Here is a 17,758-nt window from a genome sequence, read left to right as displayed (position 1 = left end):
CCGAACCGTCGCTCGACCAGCGCCTCCCCAACCGATCAAGGATAAGTCGATGAGCCTGCGTATGATGTTGATGGCCGGTACGGCACTGATCCTGGCCCCCGTCCCGGCCTTGGCCGGACGCCCCGCGAACGCCGCAACGACCACGGCATCCCACCCGGACAGTACCCCGGCGGAGCTCGTCAAGCTGGTCCGCGACTTCACCATTCCCTATCAGACGTTCACGCTGCCCAATGGCCTGACGGTCATCGTCCTCACCGATCACAGCGTGCCGATCGTCTATACCAGCATCAATTATGCCGTCGGCTCCACCTTCGAGCCTGCGGGGCGCAGCGGCTTTGCCCATCTGTTCGAGCATCTGATGTTCAACGGCAGCGAGAATGCGCCGGGCGACTATTTCAAATACCTGCGCGACGCCGGGTCGATCGGCGTCAACGGTAGCACCGGCTATGATTTCACCAACTATCACGAGGCAGTGCCGACCGGCAGCCTGGACCGCGTGCTGTTCGTGGAAAGCGACCGGATGGGGCATCTGCTCGGTGCGATCACCCAGGGCGTGCTCGACGAGCAGCGCGGCGTCGTCCAGAACGAAAAGCGCAACAACGACAACAACCCCGCCAGCATCCTGGGCTATAGCCGCCGCAGCGCGATCTATCCCGCCTCGCACCCCTATGGCCACAGCGTCATCGGATCGATGAAGGATCTGAATGCGGCGTCGCTCGCCGACGTGCATCAGTGGTTCAAGGATTATTACGGTCCCAATAACGCCACGCTCCTGCTGGCGGGCGACATCGACCTGGCGACCGCCAAGGCAAAGGCGATGCGCTATTTCGGCGACATCCCGCGCGGGCGCGCGATCACCGCGCCCGCCGCCGAGCCGCCGGTCCTGACCGCGCCGATCAACCAGTCGTTCACCGGCCCCGTCTCTACGGCACAGATCGCCCGGACCTGGCCCGTGCCCGGCGGGCGCGACCCGGCGAACTTTTCGCTCGACGCGGTATCGGGCCTGATGACCGGCATCGACGGCGCGCCGCTGTTCGACAAGCTGGTGCGTCAGGACAAGCTGTTCAACAATCTCAGCGCCGACAACACGACCTATCGCGGCGTCGGCGAATTCACCATTTATGGCTCGGTCCGGAAGGGTGTCGATCCGAACGTCGCGGCAAAGGCGCTGGACGACGCGATCGCCGCCTTCCTGCGCAGCACGCCGTCCGCCGATGCGCTGGAGCGCTACAAGGCGACGCGGATCATTCCGGCAGTCCGCAACAACGAGACGATCGAGGCGCGCGGCGGCCTGTTGATGCAGGCCAATTCGGTACTCGGCTCGCCCGCCAAATATAAGGACGACCTGATGGCGTATCTCGCCCTGACCCCGGCAAAGGTCATGGCCGATGCGCGCAAGTGGCTGGGCCGTCCGGGCTATCGCGGCATGATCGTCCCGGGACCGCGCATGACCGCGGCCGGCGACGAAAGCGTCGCAGGGGCCGAGGTGCCCGATGCACCCAAGACCGCCGTCGTCGCCCCGCAAAGCGGCACGCGCGGCCCCATCCCCGGCGTCGGCGAGCCCCAGGCCGCCCGCTTCCCGCCGGTGCAGCACGCCAAACTGGCGAACGGTATTCCCGTCCTCTACGTCCAGCACGACGCCGTCCCCTTCACCACCGCCGAACTGTCGTTCGACGTGGGCAGCGTCGACGATCCCGCCGGTAAGCCCGGCACGATCCGCGCGATGTTCCAGATGCTGGACGAAGGTGCGGGCGGCCATGACGACCATTGGTTCAAGCAGCTGCGCGAACGGACCGGCGCGGCGATCTACGGCAGCGCGCAGAACACCGATTCCGGCGTCTCGTTCGCGGCGCCCAGCGCCAGTCTAGACACGACGCTGAACACGATGATGCTGATGCTGACCCGCCCCGACTTTCCGCAGGATCGGCTGGAGGAATATCGGCGGCAGGAATTGTCGCGCGTCACGGCCGCGCCGACCAGCCCCGGCACTTTGTTGGGCACGGCCTTCACGCAAGCGCTCGCGCCCGGGACGCTGCTCGCCAAGGCGTCGCAGGTGCCGAGCGTGGCCGAGGTCGACGCCATCACCCGCCCCGATCTGGAGGCGGCCTTCCGTCGCTGGGTCCGCCCCGAAGAGGCCAAGCTGGTCATCGTCTCGAACGAGCCGCTTGCGACGCTATTGCCGAAGCTGAATGCGACGCTGGGCCATTGGAGCGTGCAAGGGCGCGGCCCCGCCCCGGTCGCGCTGGACCCGCGTCCGGCGCTCGTCACCGGACCGCCCAAGATCGTGCTGGTCGACATGCCCGGCCAGGTCCAGGCGTTCCTCGGTGGCGGGCAACTGGTCGACATGCCGCGCAGCTATGAGGGCGTCGCACCGCGTCTCGCCAACATCGCGCTGGGCGGCGAGTTCACCTCGCGCATCAACATGAATTTGCGCGAGGACAAGCACTGGACCTATGGCGCGTCGGGCAATTTCGACGTCAACGATTTGGGGTCGAGCTATCAGGTCGAGGTGCAGCTACAGCCGGACAAGGTCGGCCCTGCGATCAAGGAGGTGCAGAAGGAGCTGAACGCGATCGTCACCGACCGGCCGATCACGCAGGAGGAGTTCGACGAGGCCGTCGCCAACACGCTGCGTAAGAACGTCGCCTCGTTCCGCTTCGGCGGGCAGGTGATGGCCGCCGCCGCCATGCTCCAGCGCAACGGCTGGCCGGACGACTTCTTCAGCACCTTCGACGCGCGCATCCGCGCGGTAGCGCTGCGGGACGCGAACGCTGCGATGCGACAGTATCTGCAGCCTGCCAAATGGGTCTGGACCGTCGTGGGCGATGCCAAGACGATCCGCCCGCAGCTGGAAGGACTGGGCCTGCCGGTCGAGGTGGTGACCCCGGCTGAGGTGTTGGCCAAGCATTGAGGCGCACTGGGGCGGGGCCGATCCTGCCTCGCCCCGGGCAGCCATCGGCGCGGACGCGCTCCTCTTTTGACCTGGGACAGGCCATGGACATCGATCATATGCCGCGCTTCCGCCTTTGCGGCATCATGGGGCGGGCGCTGTTCGCCGCCGGGCTATCGGCCAGCATCGGCGCACCCGCCGCTGGCCAGACCGCGCCACGGCCGATCGGCAACGCCGTGGTCGACCTGAGCCCGCCGCTGCCCCGCCCCAGCGGTCCATCCTGCACCGTCACCCTGTTCGACCGGCGCGATTTCCAGGGCGACGAACCCTTGCCACTGGCCTACCGCCCGCCTGCCGACTGTCCCGGCCCGTGGCGCAAGGTGGTGCTGGAGGCGGACTTCGACGTCACCACGGGTACGCAGTTCGACCGTTCCGCCGACCTGACGCTGGGCGGTGCCACCCTCTTCCTCGGCACGACGATGGAACCCGGCGATACCTATGCCCCGCATTGGCAGGTCGCCCGCGACGTGACCGATTATGCCGCGCTGCTCCGCACGCCGACCGATGGCCGGGCGACCTTGGTCAACTATCTCGACAAGGACCATGATGCGCACGTCCATTGGGGCGCCCGTCTGGTCTTCTACGCCGGGGAAGCGCCCCGGCCGGACGGCGTGGTCCTGCCGGTGACAGCGGGACTGGCGCGGCTCGACCCGCAAAAGCCGATGGTGTCACGCACGATCCGTTTCCCGCGCAACCTGACGCGACTGGCTATCGACCTGTTCGCCATCGGGCAGGAGCGCGAGGAATTCTGGTACGATTGCGCGCCCGGCAATCTCGCCCAGCGCAACATCTTCGGGCCGCCGCCCTGCGACGCACCGTATCGCGAGGTGGAGGTACGGATCGACGGACGGCTGGCGGGCGTCCGCTCGGTCCAGCCCGACATTTTCACCGGCGGTATCAATCCCGGCCTGTGGCGACGCGTGCCCGCCCTGCGCGCGCTGAACCTGCCGCCCGCCCGGGTCGACCTCACGCCGTTCGCCGCGCTGCTCAACGACGGCCAGCCGCATGTGATCGCACTTGCCATGCCGACCGCCGGCACGTTCTTCCGCGTGTCGGGCACGCTGATCGGGACGGTCGATCCCACCCGTCCGGTGGTGACCGGCGCGCTGACCGCCAACACGCTCGCCCCCGCGCGCATCGTCACGCGACAGCTTCGCGCGCCACGAGGGCCGGGCGCGATCGGCACGGTGCAGACGATCGCCACGCGCGCCGACCGTGTCGAGGGCTATGTCGACACCCCTCACGGTCGCGTGGTCACCCGCGTCGCCTATGACCTCGACCAGCGGCTGACCAACACCCGCGACACCGGCGTGTCGAGCAAGCGCTATGCCGCACGCCAGACGATGACCGTCACGACGCACGGCGCGAAGCCATCGCGGCGCCGCATCGCCGAACGCGACACACTGGCCATCGACATCGGCGTCCAGCCGCCGCTCTATGGGGTGAAAAACGGCACGCAGATCGCGCAGGCCAGCGAGCGCACGATCAGCGACGATGGCCCCGACAACGGCCGCACGGCACAGACGCTGACGACCTTCGCCCCCAGCTTCTCGCTGTTCGCACCGCCGCGGCCCACGCCGAACCAGGTGACCGTGACCGCACACGACACGGGTGCGGGCGGACGTCGCTACAACAGAACGGCCGTGGTGACCGACGACACCGTCGTGTACACGTCCGGCACCACGACGCCCCCTGCCCGATAGGCGGCGCAGAGCCCCCCGTCAGCAGGCGGGCGGCGGCCCCTTCAGCGTCATTTGCGGCATCCGGCAATCGACCTCGCCCTTCAGCCGCGGCGCCGCGCCACTGATATCGACGGCATAGGGAAAGCGCGCGCCCTCCGTCGATCCGGGCTTCTGCCAGCCAAGCGATTCATACACGCCCGGCGTCGCCGTCACCGCCAGATACAGGCGCGCATCCTTGGGGATACGATAGGAGACGGTGGCGCTACCGGTCCCCTCGACCGCGCCCAGGCGGGAATAGGATGCATCCGCCTCGCCCCGCACCGCCACCAGCGCGAAACGCCATGCCGCGTCCTTGGCGGTCGTGGCGCCGGTCAGGCGTACGGACACGGTGTCGCGATGGCCGGTCGGAGTCAGCGGAATGAGGTCCGTGCCGAACTGGTGCAGCACCTGGTCGGACTGCGGCACGAACCGGCCCGGCCGGTCGCCCGGAACCAAGGCGGCAAAGCGGCTCCCGCCGAAGACGAACCGCGACTGCGCAACGGCGTCCAGCAGCGCGCGCTGGTTCATGAAGTCGAGCGTGACGAGCCGCGCGCCATACCATCCCATGTCGTCGGCGAAGGAGCGAAAGCCCTTCGGATAGGCGCCCGATGCCGTGCCGAGCCGCAGGATGGTCGGCACGAAATCCTCGGTAGACGCCCAAGAGGCGGTCCGCGCATTGTGGGTCCACCCCGCCCAGACGAGCGGTCGCGTGCGCGGATCTTCGAACAGCATGTTGAGGAACGGAAACGCACCGTAGCGCGCATCGGGCCACAAAGGCCCGACATACTGGCGGTTGCCGTAACTCCCGATCCACGTCGTCGAACCCGGCACGAGCAGGTTGCCGATCCAGTTGCCGCCCGCTTCCCAGATCGCCCCGGCGCTCGGACTGTCGCGCAGGCCGCCCGAATAGAATTGCATGACATGGCCGAATTCATGCGCGAACGTCTTGGACCCGTAATTGAGCATGCTCGCGGCGATCCAGATCGCGGGCGAGGCCACCGGCGTGCCCGACATCAGGTCGCCGTCCGCGACATGGGGGCGCCCGGTGCCGGAGATGTAGACCGCGATGCGTCGGCGTTCGCCGGCCGGACGGTCGGCATAAGGCATCGGTGCGCCCGTCAGATCGCGGCTCAGATGCCACACTTGCTCCGCCCACGCCCCCGCGCGGGTCAGGACGGTGCGCCAGTCCTGCCCGGTGTCGCGTGCATAGGCATAGCTGTCGCCCTTGGTGTTCGTGCCGTACCAGAAGACGAAATGCTGGATCTCGTACTTGGCGATTTTGCCCGCCTCGATGTCGCCTGGCTCCACCTGCCCCGGCTCCAGCACGGTCGCATAGCTGGCGGGATCGGGGGTGGAGGGATGCCGCGCGACTTCGGCAGCGATGATGGCCTGGTCGGCGGCGACGAACGAATCCGCGCGGAACGCGCGATAGCAGCCCTCCGCCGTCACCATCTCCACGATCCGGCGCGCCTCGCCGTCGTCGACGCCATAGGCCTGCACCATGCGCGCGCGGAACGGCGCACCGATCGCCAGCCCCTCGCGCTTGCTGCCGTCATCGTCGATCGTTGCGGGCTGGCGGACCTGCCGGATCGGGGTCCAGCGCCTCAACGGATAGCGCCCCCACGGTGCCAGTGTCGTGTGGCTCCGACAGCCGGACGACGCCGCAGCAAACGCGGGCCCGGCATGCAACGCCGCCGTGCCGACCACCATCGACACCAGCGCCACCCATCGCACTCCCCGCGCCATGCGCATCACTCCCCACCCCGCGACCTCTCGTCCTGGGATACGACAAGGCACAATCGAAAAGCCGTAACGCCGCCACAGCACCGCACCATGCATCTCGCTGAAACCGCCCCTCGCCGCTTGGCAAGCCGGGATCGCCGCAATAGGTCGGCGCGGAAGACCCCGCCTCCCCACCTTTCACCCGACCGACAGCGTGCCGTCGCACGCGATCGGCGCCACCGCAGAAAGACCCGCGTGCTGAGCATCGAAGCCTGGCTGCACGGTGGCATAGCTACGTTGCTCGCACTGGCGGTCGCGCTGTTCCTTAGCGAAGCGCCGACCCGCGCCGGTCGCTACGGCGCGGCCCTGGCATGCGCCGCGTTGCTGACGGAAGCGGCCGCTCTGCCGTTCGTCCAGCATAGGCCGACGCTCGTCACACTGCTGCAACTCGCCGGATCGGCGAGTTTGCCGCTGTTCTGGCTGTTTGCCCGTTCGTGGTTCGAGGACGATTTCCGCCCGGGCGTTGCCGAACTGGCCCCGGCGCTGGGGTATCTCGGCGTCAGCGCGGCCGTGATCGGCGGCGAGCGGGGGACGCATGCACCGCTTCATCCGCTCGATGGGATTCTGTACGTCGCGGGCATCGCGCTTACCGTCGATGCGCTGCGCCATGCCTGGCAGAACCGCGCGACCGATCTGGTGGAGGCGCGGCGGCGCGCGCGCGTGGCGTTCGTCGTCATCGTCACGATCGTCGTGCTCTGGACGATCGGCGCGGAGGTCGCGGGGCGCGCCTTCGGCCGCTTTGCCATTGCCGGTATCACGAGCGCGATCGGTATGTTGATGGGGACGTTCGGTCTCGCGCTGCTGCTGTTCGGCCTGCGGCATCGGGACATGTTCGCATCCGCCGCGCCCGACAGCACGCTGCCCCTGGTGATCGCCGCCGATCCGTCCCCGCCGCAGGAGCAGGACGAGCCGCTCGCCCGTGCGCTCGATAGGGCGATGATGCAGGACCGCCTGTACCGTGAGCCCGAGCTGACCATCGGCGCCATCGCCGCGCGGCTCGACGTGCCCGAATATCGCGTCCGCCGATTGGTGAATGGCCGTTTCGGGCATCGCAACATCAGCGACTATCTGAACGGATTGCGCGTGGCCGAGGTCTGCGCCGCGCTGGCCGATCCCGAACAGGCGGACGTGCCGATCCTGACCATTGCGATGGATGCGGGCTTTGGCAGCCTGGCGGTCTTCAACCGCAGCTTCAAGGCGCGGCTCGGCGAGACGCCCAGCGCCTACCGTCGCCGGCATCTGGAGACTCCGCCCCTGTCGGACTGATCGATTTCGAAATCGATCGGTCGAAATCGGAAATCCGGGAGGCGCGACGCGTCGCACCCGGCATGGCGCGCCCGTTCCGCTTTCTGGGGGCCGTCATGCCGTTTGCTCGCCACCGTCACTTCGTCGCGCTTCTGTTACCCCTGTCCGCCTGTGCGTCGCCGCCGTCGCAGCAGCCCGATCGCAATACGGCGATCGTCGATGTCGTGCCCGTCCATGCCGCGGGCGGCGCGCTTCGCCAGTTCAGCGGCGTCGTGCGCCCCTATCGCGAGACGATGCTCGCGTTCAAACGGCCCGGAAGGGTGCTGACGCTCACCGTTCAGGTCGGTGATACGGTGCGCGCCGGTCAGGTGCTGGGCCGCCTGGGCAAGGCCGACGCCGCAGCCGGAGCGGCACAGGCCGAGGCCGAGCTCGCCGCCGCCACCGCCGATGCGCGGACAGCGCAGGATGCGGCCGACCGGTCGCGCGGGCTGGACGGCATTGGCGCCTTGTCGAGCGCGGAGGTCCGCCAGCGGGCTCTGGCCGCCCGCGCAACGGCCGCTAAGGTCGCCGCTGCCGCTGCGGTCGTTCGGCGCAGCCGCGACATGCTGTCGGACGCGATACTGATCGCGCCGCAGGATGGGGTCATCACCGCGCGCCTCGTCGAACCGGGCAGCGTCGTCGAGGCGGGCAGCGCGGTGCTGAAACTCGCCAGCGGCGCGCCCGAGGTGGAGATCCACGCACCGGCCGATCTGCGCCTGATGTCCGGGGTGATGGCCGATGTCGGCATGCCAGGCCGCGCGGGCACGTTCACCGCCCGGCTGCGCCGCCTCGCGCCGGAGGGCGATCCGACGTCGCATCTGCGCGATGCCCGCTTCGTCCTGAGCGGCACGGGATCGCCACCGCCCTACAACAGCATGGTCACGCTTACCCTGCGCACCCCCACGCCGGACCAGCAGGTCCGCGTCCCCCTGTCTGCCATCGGCGATGCGGACAGGCGCCCCTATGTCTGGACGCTGCGGCCCGACAGCCACATCCGGCGTCAGCCGGTGCGCATCGCGGCATGGCTGGGGCGCGATGCGCTGGTCACGGGTCTGCGTGATGGCCAGTCGATCGTCGCGACCGCCGCCGACACGCTGGTCGACGGACAGAGCGTGGTCGATGCCGGTATCGAGCCGGGGTTCCACTGAGCCATGGACCGGCTCAACCTATCCCGCTGGGCGATCCGGCACCCCGCCCTGGTGGGTTTCCTGATCGCGCTGCTCTTCGTCGCGGGCGCGGCGCAATTCCTGGCGCTGGGGCGCAACGAAGATCCCGGCTTCACGCTGAAGGAAATGATCGTGTCCGCCCGCTGGGACGGCGCGAGCCCGGCGCAGATGCAGGCGCAGATCGCCGATCCGGTCGAGCGCACGCTGCGCGGGATCGACTATCTCGACTATCTCCAGACCTATTGCCTCGACGGAGCCTGCGTCATCACCGTCGAGCTGAAGGACGCCGCCCCTCCCGGACAGGTCAAGGATGTCTGGCAACAGGTCCGGCACAAGCTGAAGGACATCGAGCCCGCGTTGCCGGCCGGCGCGTCGCTGGCGGCGAGTGAGGACAATGCCGACGTCTATGGTTACGTCTTTGCCCTGACCGGCGCGGACAATGCCCGGCTGGTCCGGCTGGCGGAGCAGGCGCGCGATACGATGCTGCGCGTACCCGGAGCGGGCAAGGCCGAGATCATCGGCGAACTGCCGCAGCGGCTGTTCGTCGATGTCGATCCGCGGCGGCTCGCCGGCATGGGCCTGTCGCCCGGTCGCCTGGCCCAGGCACTGGCGCAGCGTCAGGCGATTGCCCCGGCGGGCGGCGTACAGGCCGCGATGCAGACGCCCGTCCGGCTGGACGGCGAGGTGGACGACGTTCGCGATCTGGAAAGCGCGTCGATCCCGACGCCGTCCGGCGCGATGCGTTTGGGTGATATGGCGACGGTCGCGCGGGGCTTTGCCGATCCGCCTGAGGCCGTGGTGCGCCACGACGGCCGATCGGCGGTCATCCTGGCCGTGTCGATGCGGCCGAGCGCGGACGGACTGGGCTTCGGCAAGGCAATCCGCGCGGCGGCCGAGCAGGTTCGGCGCACGCTGCCCGCCGGTGCGCGGCTGACGCAGGTCGAGGACCAGAGCGCCAATATCCGCGAGGCGGTGAACACCTTCCTCATCAAATTCTTCTGCGCGCTGACCGTCGTACTAGTCGTCGCCTTCGTCACGCTCGGCTGGCGGACGGGGATCGTCGTGGCGCTATCGGTGCCGCTGACGCTGGCGATCGTCGCTTTGTACATGGGGGTGGCGGGGATCGGGCTAGAGCGGATTTCGCTCGGCGCGCTGATCCTCTCGCTCGGCCTCCTGGTCGACGACGCGATCATCAGCGTCGAAGCGATGGTGGTCCAGATGGAGCAGGGCGTCGATCGGCATCAGGCCGCATCCTATGCCTGGACGCACACCGCCTTTCCGATGCTGACCGGCACGCTGATTACGGTCGTGGGGTTCCTGCCGGTCGGTCTCGCTCAGTCGACGACCAGTGAATATGCGGGCGGCATCTTTTGGGTGACGGGATCGGCGCTGCTGGTCAGCTGGATCGTCGCCGTGGTCTTCACCCCGTTCCTGGGCGTCAAGCTGTTGCCGGACATGGCGCGGGGGCATGGCCATGCCGCCGGGCCGTCCGGACTCTACCGGCGACTGCGCGCCGCGATCGAGTGGGCGCTGAACCGGTGTTGGCTGGTCGCCGGCATCACGATCGCGCTGCTGGCGGTCGGCCTGCTCGGCGCGACACGCGTGCGGCAGCAATTCTTTCCCTATTCCGACCGGCCCGAGGTGATGATCGACCTCGCGATGCGGCCGGGCAGCTCGATCGACGCGACCGCAGCGGCGACCCGGCGGCTGGAGACCCTGCTGCGCGGTGACCCGCGCATCCGCACCATGGACAGCTTCGTCGGTCGCGGGGCGCCGCGCTTCTACCTTCCCTATGGTCCGGCCTTGCCCAATCCGGCGAATGCGACGGTGATGCTGGTGGCCCGCGATCTGGCGGCGCGCGATGCGCTGATCGAGAAGCTGGAGCGGATGCCGGGCATCCCGGGCGCCAGCCTGCATGTGCGTCGCCTGTCGCTGGGGCCGAGCCTGGGATCGCCGGTCCAATACCGGGTGACCGGGCCCGATCCCGCCCGCTTGCGCGCGATCGCTCAGCGTATCGCGGCGGTGCTGCGCGCCATCCCATCGTCCACGGCGGTTCAGATCAACTGGGGCATCGCCGCACCGGTCGCGCGCTTCCGGATCGATCCGGCGCGTGCGGCGGCGCTGGGGGTGGACCGGGCGCAGGTGGCGAGCGATCTTGCCGCCACCTTGTCGGGCGCGCCGGGCGGCGCGGTGCTGCGTGGGACGAAGCGGATCGGCATCATGGTGCGCGGTCGGGCCGAGGATCGGCACGACCTGGGCGGTCTGATCGACATGCCCGTATCGACAGCGCACGGCATGGTGCCGCTGAGCGAGGTCGCGACACTGTCGCCGACCACCGAACAGCCGATCGTCTGGACGCGCAATGCCGCGCAGACCATCACGGTACAGGCCGACATGATCGGCGACGTCCAGGCCTCCGAGATCGTCGACGCCGCCGCTGCGCGCATCGCCGCCATCCGCGCTGCGTTGCCGCCCGGATATGACATCGCGGAGGGTGGCGACGGCGAACTGTCTGCCGACGCCAACCGCGCGATCTATCGCCTGCTTCCGGTCACGATCGGGATCATGCTCGTGCTGCTGATGATCCAGTTGCAAAGCCTGCCGCGAACCCTGCTGGTGCTGGCCACCGCGCCGCTGGGGATCATCGGCGCGGTGGCGGCGCTGCTGCTGACGGGCGCGCCGTTCGGCTTCGTCGCGCTGCTGGGGCTGATCGCGCTGGCCGGGATGATCATGCGCAACACCATCATCCTGGTCGATCAGGTGGAGATGCACCGGGCCGAGGGGATGGCGGTGCGTACCGCGGTGATCGAGGCAACGATCGGCCGCGCGCGCCCCGTGGTGCTGACCGCCCTGGCCGCCGTGCTCGCCTTCATCCCCCTGTGCTTCAACATCTTCTGGGGGCCGATGGCGATCGTGATGATCGGCGGACTGATCGGCGCGACCATCCTGACCTTGGTCGCGCTGCCCGCCTTCTACCTTTTGCTCTTCGGCCGCGAGGATACTGCCAAGGAAACCGCGCATGATTGATCGTCGCACCGTCGGCGCGGGCTTGGTCGCGCTGCTGCTGCTGAGCGGCTGCACGGTCGGCCCGAATTTTCATCCGCCCATCGCGGACCTGCCCGCGCGGTGGCAGGGGACCGTCGCAGCACCGACCCAGCCCGATGCGCCCTGGTGGCGTAGCTTCGGCGACCCGCTGCTCGACCGGCTGGAGGATCAGGCGCGCGCCGCCAATCTCGACCTGCGCATCGCCGAGGAGCGGCTGGTCGGGGCGCGGATCGCCCGCGACGCCAAGCATGCCGACAGCCTGCCTCAGGTTGGCGCACAGCTCAATTATAGTCGCAACCGCATCGGCACCGCCGGGCTGGCCGGCGTCCTGGCGCCGCTGCTGGGCCAGTCGCCGAATGCCGCCGACGCTACGATTCCCAAGGGCTATGCGTTCGACCTCTACCAGACCGATACCAGCGCCAGCTGGGCGATCGACCTGTGGGGCAAAACCCGGCGCGAGGTGGAGGCCGCGACCGCCGGGGCCGCGCAAGCGGACGCCGCCACCCGTGGCGCGCGGCTGTCGGTCGAGGCGGCGGTCGCGCAAACCTATTGGCAATGGCGCGGGCTGGTGGAGGAGCGCAGGCTTGCGCTCCGCGAGCAGGCGCTGGGCGACCGGATGCTCGCGATCGCCACCGCACTCCAGACGCGGGGCCTCGCCACCGGCATCGACGTCCGCGCGGCGGATCGGGAGCGGCGGGCGAGACAGGATGCGTTGCTGACGCTCGACGCCGATATCGCGCGCAGCGCCCGCGCCTTGGCGGTGCTGGTCGGCCGCAACCCGGATATGCCACCTTTCGACGCGACCGATCGGTCCGCCATGCCGGCGCTGGCCGCCCCCGCGCCCGGCATCCCCAGCGATCTCGCCCGACGCCGACCGGACATTCTGGCCGCGGAAGCCGCTTTACACGCCGCAACTGCCGCGATCGGTGCCGCGCAGGCGGATTTCTACCCCAGCCTCAACCTCTCCGGCCTCTTCGGCATCGACGTGTTGAACCTGGCCGATTTCGGTTGGGATGCGCGTACCACCGGCGTCGGTCCGGCGCTGTCGATCCCGATATTTGCGGGTGGGCGGCTGCAACGCCAATTGTCGCTCCGTCGATCCCAAGAGCGCAGCGCCGCCCTTACCTATCAGAAAACGGTGCGCGATGCCTGGCGCGAGGTGGACGATGCGCTGGCCATGGTGCGGACGCTCGACCGACGGCGGGCGCTGGCGACGATCGACAGCCTTGCCCAAACGCAAACCGTGGCCGCGATCGAGGCGCGATATCGGCGCGGCGACATCGCCGCCGGGCCGCTGATCGAGGCGCAAGCCGCACAGACCGCCGCCGAGCGGGCGCTGCTCCGCCAGACCATCGCTGGCGCGCTCGCCCGCATCCAGCTGCACGTCGCCCTCGGCGGCTGATCGAAAGGTTCTTCCTGTGTCGAAATTTCCTGTCTTTGGCGCGACGGCATGGCTGACCGCCTGCCTGTTCCCCGCACCCGTCACGGCCCAGTCCCGTCAGGACACCGACCCCCTCGATCGCGACATCGTCGCGGTCGGTGCGGGGTTGGCGGTCGTTCCCGACTATGAGGGTTCGGACCATTACCGCCCGGTCGTCGCGCCCGCCGCGATCGAATCGGTCAAGGGACACAGCTTCGTCGTCGCGGGCAACCAGGCCAGCCTCAATCTGCTGCGCGACCGACCCGGGCCGGTCTGGCAGGTACAGTGGGGCCGTTTGCCCAGATCAATTTCAATCGCAGCGCCATGGGCGCTATTCACGATCCTCGTGTACGGGCGCTCGGAGCACTTGGCCTCGCCGTCGAAATGGGCGGCTATGTCGGGGTCCAGAAGACGGGGGTCGTGACCAGCCCCTATGACAAGCTCGCCATGGCGCTGTCTTATCGGCACGATGTCTCCGGCGTGCATGAAGCGGGGGTCTGGCAGCCCAGCCTGACCTATTTCACGCCGCTCTCGCTTCATGCGGCGGTGGCCTTTACGGCATCGGCCGACATCGCCGAAGATCGCTATGCCCGAACCTATTACAGCATCTCACCCGCCGGCAGTATCCGAAGCGGCCTGCCCGTCTATGATGCGAAGGGAGGGTTGAAAAGCTGGACCATCGGCCTGATCGGCGTTCGGACGGTGCGCGGCAATCTCCTGCACGGCGTCCAACTCGTCGCGCTTGGCACGTACGGGGGGATGACCGGCAGCATCGGCGATAGTCCGATCGTCGCGCAGGCCGGGTCTCGCGGCCAGCGGCTGGGGGCGCTGGGGCTCGCCTATAGCTTTCAATCGGCCGTGGTGCGACCGTGACGTTCGGCGATGGTGCTGGCCGTCATTCGGTGGCGTAGCGTCTTGAGGCGACGTGAGCGGATATGCAACGTCAGCAAGGCCGCAGGCCCGCTCCGCGGACATTGCCGCGCAAGTTCGAGCGGTTCTGTTGTGCGGTTGCGCTGGGGATGGGTGTGGGCCCAAACGCACGAAAGCCCCGGACCGGGTGGTCAGGGGCTTTTGTGAGGATTGGTTGCGGGGACAGGATTTGAACCTGTGACCTTCAGGTTATGAGCCTGACGAGCTACCGGGCTGCTCCACCCCGCGCCAAGGACCATCAAAGTGGACTTTGATGGAATGTCCGTTGGAGACGCGAGAACCCCCGCTTGTGGCGAGGGTTGCGTGTCCCGTTGGGACGAAATCATGAATGGGTTCTTGTTTCCCGCACAGGCTTCAATGCCTGGCGACGACCTACTCTTCCACTGCTTAGGCAGTAGTACCATTGGCGCAGTCGGGTTTCACGGCCGAGTTCGGGATGGGATCGGGTGGGACACCGACGCTATAGCCACCAGGCAATGAAGCGTGTGCGGGAGAGCTGAGCCGCTCGGTCGGCACGCTTCATGCGTGCTGGCCGTGCGGCTTAGCTATGGTTCAAATCGATGCGTGCACTGTTACTGGAATATGTATCTGGCGTTCGACGCTGACATCCACGCCTATCGTCGACAACCCAGGGTTGTCATTGATGGTGTGTCCTCTCAAGCGCGAATAGGACAATTAGTATCGGTTAGCTCCATGCGTTACCGCACTTCCACATCCGATCTATCAAGGTCGTGGTCTCCGACCGTCCTATGAAATCTTATCTCGAGGGAGGCTTCCCGCTTAGATGCTTTCAGCGGTTATCCCGTCCGTACATAGCTACCCTGCTGCGCCGTTGGCACGACGACAGGTACACCAGAGGTACGTTCAACCCGGTCCTCTCGTACTAGGGTCAACTCCTCTCAAATTTCGACGCCCACGGCAGATAGGGACCAAACTGTCTCGCGACGTTCTGAACCCAGCTCACGTACCACTTTAATTGGCGAACAGCCAAACCCTTGGGACCTGCTCCAGCCCCAGGATGTGATGAGCCGACATCGAGGTGCCAAACAACCCCGTCGATATGAGCTCTTGGGGGTTATCAGCCTGTTATCCCCGGCGTACCTTTTATCCGTTGAGCGATGGCCCTTCCACGAGGGACCACCGGATCACTATGACCGACTTTCGTCTCTGCTCGACTTGTCAGTCTCGCAGTCAGGCGGGCTTATGCCATTGCACTCTAACAGCCGGTTTCCAACCGGCCTGAGCCCACCATCGCGCGCCTCCGTTACTCTTTAGGAGGCGACCGCCCCAGTCAAACTACCCGCCACAGAGGGTCCCTGCACCGGCTAACGGTGCGAGGTTAGACATCAGAAAACAACAGGGTGGTATTTCACCTATGGCTCCACACCGGCTGGCGCCAATGCTTCAAAGCCTCCCACCTATGCTACACAGTTCTTTCCTAATGCCACTCTGAAGCTGCAGTAAAGGTGCACGGGGTCTTTCCGTCTAACCGCGGGTACTCCGCATCTTCACGGAGAATTCAATTTCGCTGAGCATGTCCTGGAGACAGTGGGGAAGTCGTTACGCCATTCGTGCAGGTCGGAACTTACCCGACAAGGAATTTCGCTACCTTAGGACCGTTATAGTTACGGCCGCCGTTTACCTGGGCTTCATTTCAGAGCTTGCACCCCTCCACTTAACCTTCAGGCACCGGGCAGGCGTCAGGCCCTATACGTCGTCTTGAAGCCGACTTAGCAGAGCCCTGTGTTTTTGCTAAACAGTCGCTACCCCCTGGCCTGTGCCCCCCACGAGAGCTTGCGCTTACGTGGGGCCTCCTTCTTCCGAAGGTACGGAGGCAATTTGCCGAGTTCCTTCAGGACACTTCTCTCAAGCGCCTTGGTATACTCTACCAGACCACCTGTGTCGGTTTCGGGTACGGTCTATACGGTGGGGCTATTTCCTGGGACAGTTTCGAAGCCTGACCAATCCGATAAGGTCAGACAACACACACCATCCGTCACACACCACCAGGCCCACGAATATTAACGTGGTTCCCATCGACTACCCCCTTCGGGCTCGTCTTAGGGGCCGGCTCACCCTGCGCGGATTAGCCTTGCGCAGGAACCCTTGGTCTTTCGGCGAGAGGGCATCTCACCCTCTTTATCGCTACTCATGTCTGCATTCGCACTTCCGATACCTCCACGACCCATTACCAGATCGCTTCACAGGCGTACGGAACGCTCCGCTACCGCGTGATCGTAAGATCACACCCTAAGCTTCGGTGCGTGTCTTGAGCCCCGTTACATCTTCGCCGCAGAAACCCTTGTTTAGACCAGTGAGCTGTTACGCTTTCTTTAAAGGATGGCTGCTTCTAAGCCAACCTCCTGGTTGTTTTGGGATTTCCACATGCTTTCCCACTTAGACACGACTTGGGGACCTTAGCTGTAGGTCAGGGCTGTTTCCCTTTTGACGACGGACCTTAGCACCCGCCGTCTGTCTCCCGAGTATCACTCCTAGGTATTCGGAGTTTGGTTAGAGTTGGTAGATCTCGCGACCCCCGCATCCATCCAGTGCTCTACCCCCTAGGGTGTCCGCTCGAGGCACTACCTCAATAGTTTTCGCGGAGAACCAGCTATTTCCCGGCTTGATTGGCCTTTCACCCCTAAACACAACTCATCCGGTAACTTTTCAACGTTAATCGGTTCGGACCTCCAGTGCGTGTTACCGCACCTTCATCCTGGTCATGCCTAGATCGCCGGGTTTCGGGTCTAATACATCAAACTACGGCGCCCTATTCAGACTCGCTTTCGCTGCGCCTACACCTATCGGCTTAAGCTTGCTTGATACATTAAGTCACAGACCCATTATGCAAGAGGTACGCAGTCACTCCACAAGAGAGCTCCTACTGCTTGTAGGCAATCCGTTTCAGGTACTGTTTCACTCCCCTCATCGGGGTGCTTTTCACCTTTCCCTCACGGTACTAGTTCGCTATCGGTCATGTACGAGTATTTAGGCTTGGAGGGTGGTCCCCCCATGTTCAGACAGAATTACACGTGTTCCGCCCTACTCGAGTCTCAGATCATCACTTTCGCATACGGGGCTGTCACCCGCTATGGCCCAACTTTCCAGATGGTTCTGCTAGTTGAAATCTGAGCACTGGCCTGGTCCGCGTTCGCTCGCCACTACTAACGGAATCTCGGTTGATGTCTTTTCCTCCGGCTACTGAGATGTTTCAGTTCACCGGGTTCGCTTCTCGAAACCTATGTATTCAGTTTTGAGATACCTGTTCCCGCCTAACCCCGCTCGCCGTCCTTGCGGACAACGTTCGAGATTAAACGGATAGGTGGGTTTCCCCATTCGGAAATCTGCGGGTCAAAGGTTGCTCACACCTCACCGCAGCTTATCGCAGCGTGCCACGTCCTTCATCGCCTGTACATGCCAAGGCATCCACGAATTGCCCTTACCTCACGCTTGAGAGTCC

General features: G+C 66.2%; 9 protein-coding genes, 1 tRNA gene and 2 rRNA genes. 8 read left to right on the top strand and 4 right to left on the bottom strand.

Going from position 1 to position 17,758, the window contains the following annotated elements:
• The first annotated feature begins 49 nt into the window (after positions 1–49).
• Entirely contained in the window at positions 50–2,911 is a 2,862-nt protein-coding gene (locus SPHME3_RS0109295; RefSeq protein ID WP_018250689.1) for a M16 family metallopeptidase, read from the top strand.
• An 83-nt stretch (positions 2,912–2,994) separates the two neighbouring features.
• Positions 2,995–4,653, top strand: a complete 1,659-nt coding sequence (locus SPHME3_RS0109290) for a peptide-N4-asparagine amidase (protein ID WP_017979440.1) — start codon at positions 2,995–2,997, stop codon at positions 4,651–4,653.
• Positions 4,654–4,671: 18 nt separating this feature from the next.
• Here SPHME3_RS0109290 and SPHME3_RS0109285 read toward each other — a convergent pair whose 3' ends face one another.
• Entirely contained in the window at positions 4,672–6,417 is a 1,746-nt protein-coding gene (locus SPHME3_RS0109285; RefSeq protein ID WP_231292035.1) for a DUF6055 domain-containing protein, read from the bottom strand.
• A 231-nt stretch (positions 6,418–6,648) separates the two neighbouring features.
• Here SPHME3_RS0109285 and SPHME3_RS0109280 point away from each other — a divergent pair, with 231 nt between their 5' ends.
• The 6 genes from SPHME3_RS0109280 to SPHME3_RS20450 all read left to right on the top strand — a co-directional run bounded on the left by SPHME3_RS0109280 (position 6,649) and on the right by SPHME3_RS20450 (position 14,241).
• The gene (locus SPHME3_RS0109280) at positions 6,649–7,719 is read left to right on the top strand and encodes an AraC family transcriptional regulator (RefSeq protein ID WP_017979442.1); all 1,071 of its coding nucleotides are present in this window, start codon (positions 6,649–6,651) and stop codon (positions 7,717–7,719) included.
• 95 nt (positions 7,720–7,814) lie between these two features.
• Positions 7,815–8,885 carry an efflux RND transporter periplasmic adaptor subunit gene (locus tag SPHME3_RS0109275; protein ID WP_231372470.1) on the top strand — a complete coding sequence of 357 codons (1,071 nt, stop codon included), beginning with the start codon at positions 7,815–7,817 and terminating at the stop codon, positions 8,883–8,885.
• 3 nt (positions 8,886–8,888) lie between these two features.
• Entirely contained in the window at positions 8,889–11,930 is a 3,042-nt protein-coding gene (locus SPHME3_RS0109270; protein WP_017979444.1) for an efflux RND transporter permease subunit, read from the top strand.
• Positions 11,923–13,350: an efflux transporter outer membrane subunit gene (locus SPHME3_RS0109265; RefSeq protein ID WP_017979445.1), complete on the top strand. Its 1,428-nt coding sequence runs from the start codon at positions 11,923–11,925 to the stop codon at positions 13,348–13,350. The genes SPHME3_RS0109270 and SPHME3_RS0109265 overlap by 8 nt, the downstream gene beginning before the upstream one ends.
• A 16-nt stretch (positions 13,351–13,366) precedes the next feature.
• Positions 13,367–13,792, top strand: coding sequence for a hypothetical protein (locus SPHME3_RS21535; RefSeq protein WP_051076122.1), 426 nt, complete (start codon positions 13,367–13,369; stop codon positions 13,790–13,792).
• Entirely contained in the window at positions 13,693–14,241 is a 549-nt protein-coding gene (locus SPHME3_RS20450) for a MipA/OmpV family protein (RefSeq protein WP_081614854.1), read from the top strand. The genes SPHME3_RS21535 and SPHME3_RS20450 overlap by 100 nt, the downstream gene beginning before the upstream one ends.
• A gap of 208 nt (positions 14,242–14,449) precedes the next feature.
• On the opposite strand, the gene SPHME3_RS0109255 is transcribed toward SPHME3_RS20450, so the two are convergent.
• The 3 genes from SPHME3_RS0109255 to SPHME3_RS0109245 form a co-directional block, all read right to left on the bottom strand.
• Positions 14,450–14,526: transfer RNA gene (locus SPHME3_RS0109255), tRNA-Met, on the bottom strand.
• Between the two features lie 131 nt (positions 14,527–14,657).
• Positions 14,658–14,772, bottom strand: a 5S ribosomal RNA gene (gene rrf / locus SPHME3_RS0109250).
• 181 nt (positions 14,773–14,953) lie between these two features.
• Positions 14,954–17,751, bottom strand: a 23S ribosomal RNA gene (locus tag SPHME3_RS0109245).
• Positions 17,752–17,758: the final 7 nt, after the last annotated feature.

The organism is Sphingomonas melonis DAPP-PG 224 (assembly GCF_000379045.1).
Lineage (GTDB): Bacteria > Pseudomonadota > Alphaproteobacteria > Sphingomonadales > Sphingomonadaceae > Sphingomonas > Sphingomonas aquatilis.
Note: the sequence above shows the minus strand (reverse complement) of the source record. Positions and strands in the feature narration are given on the sequence as shown.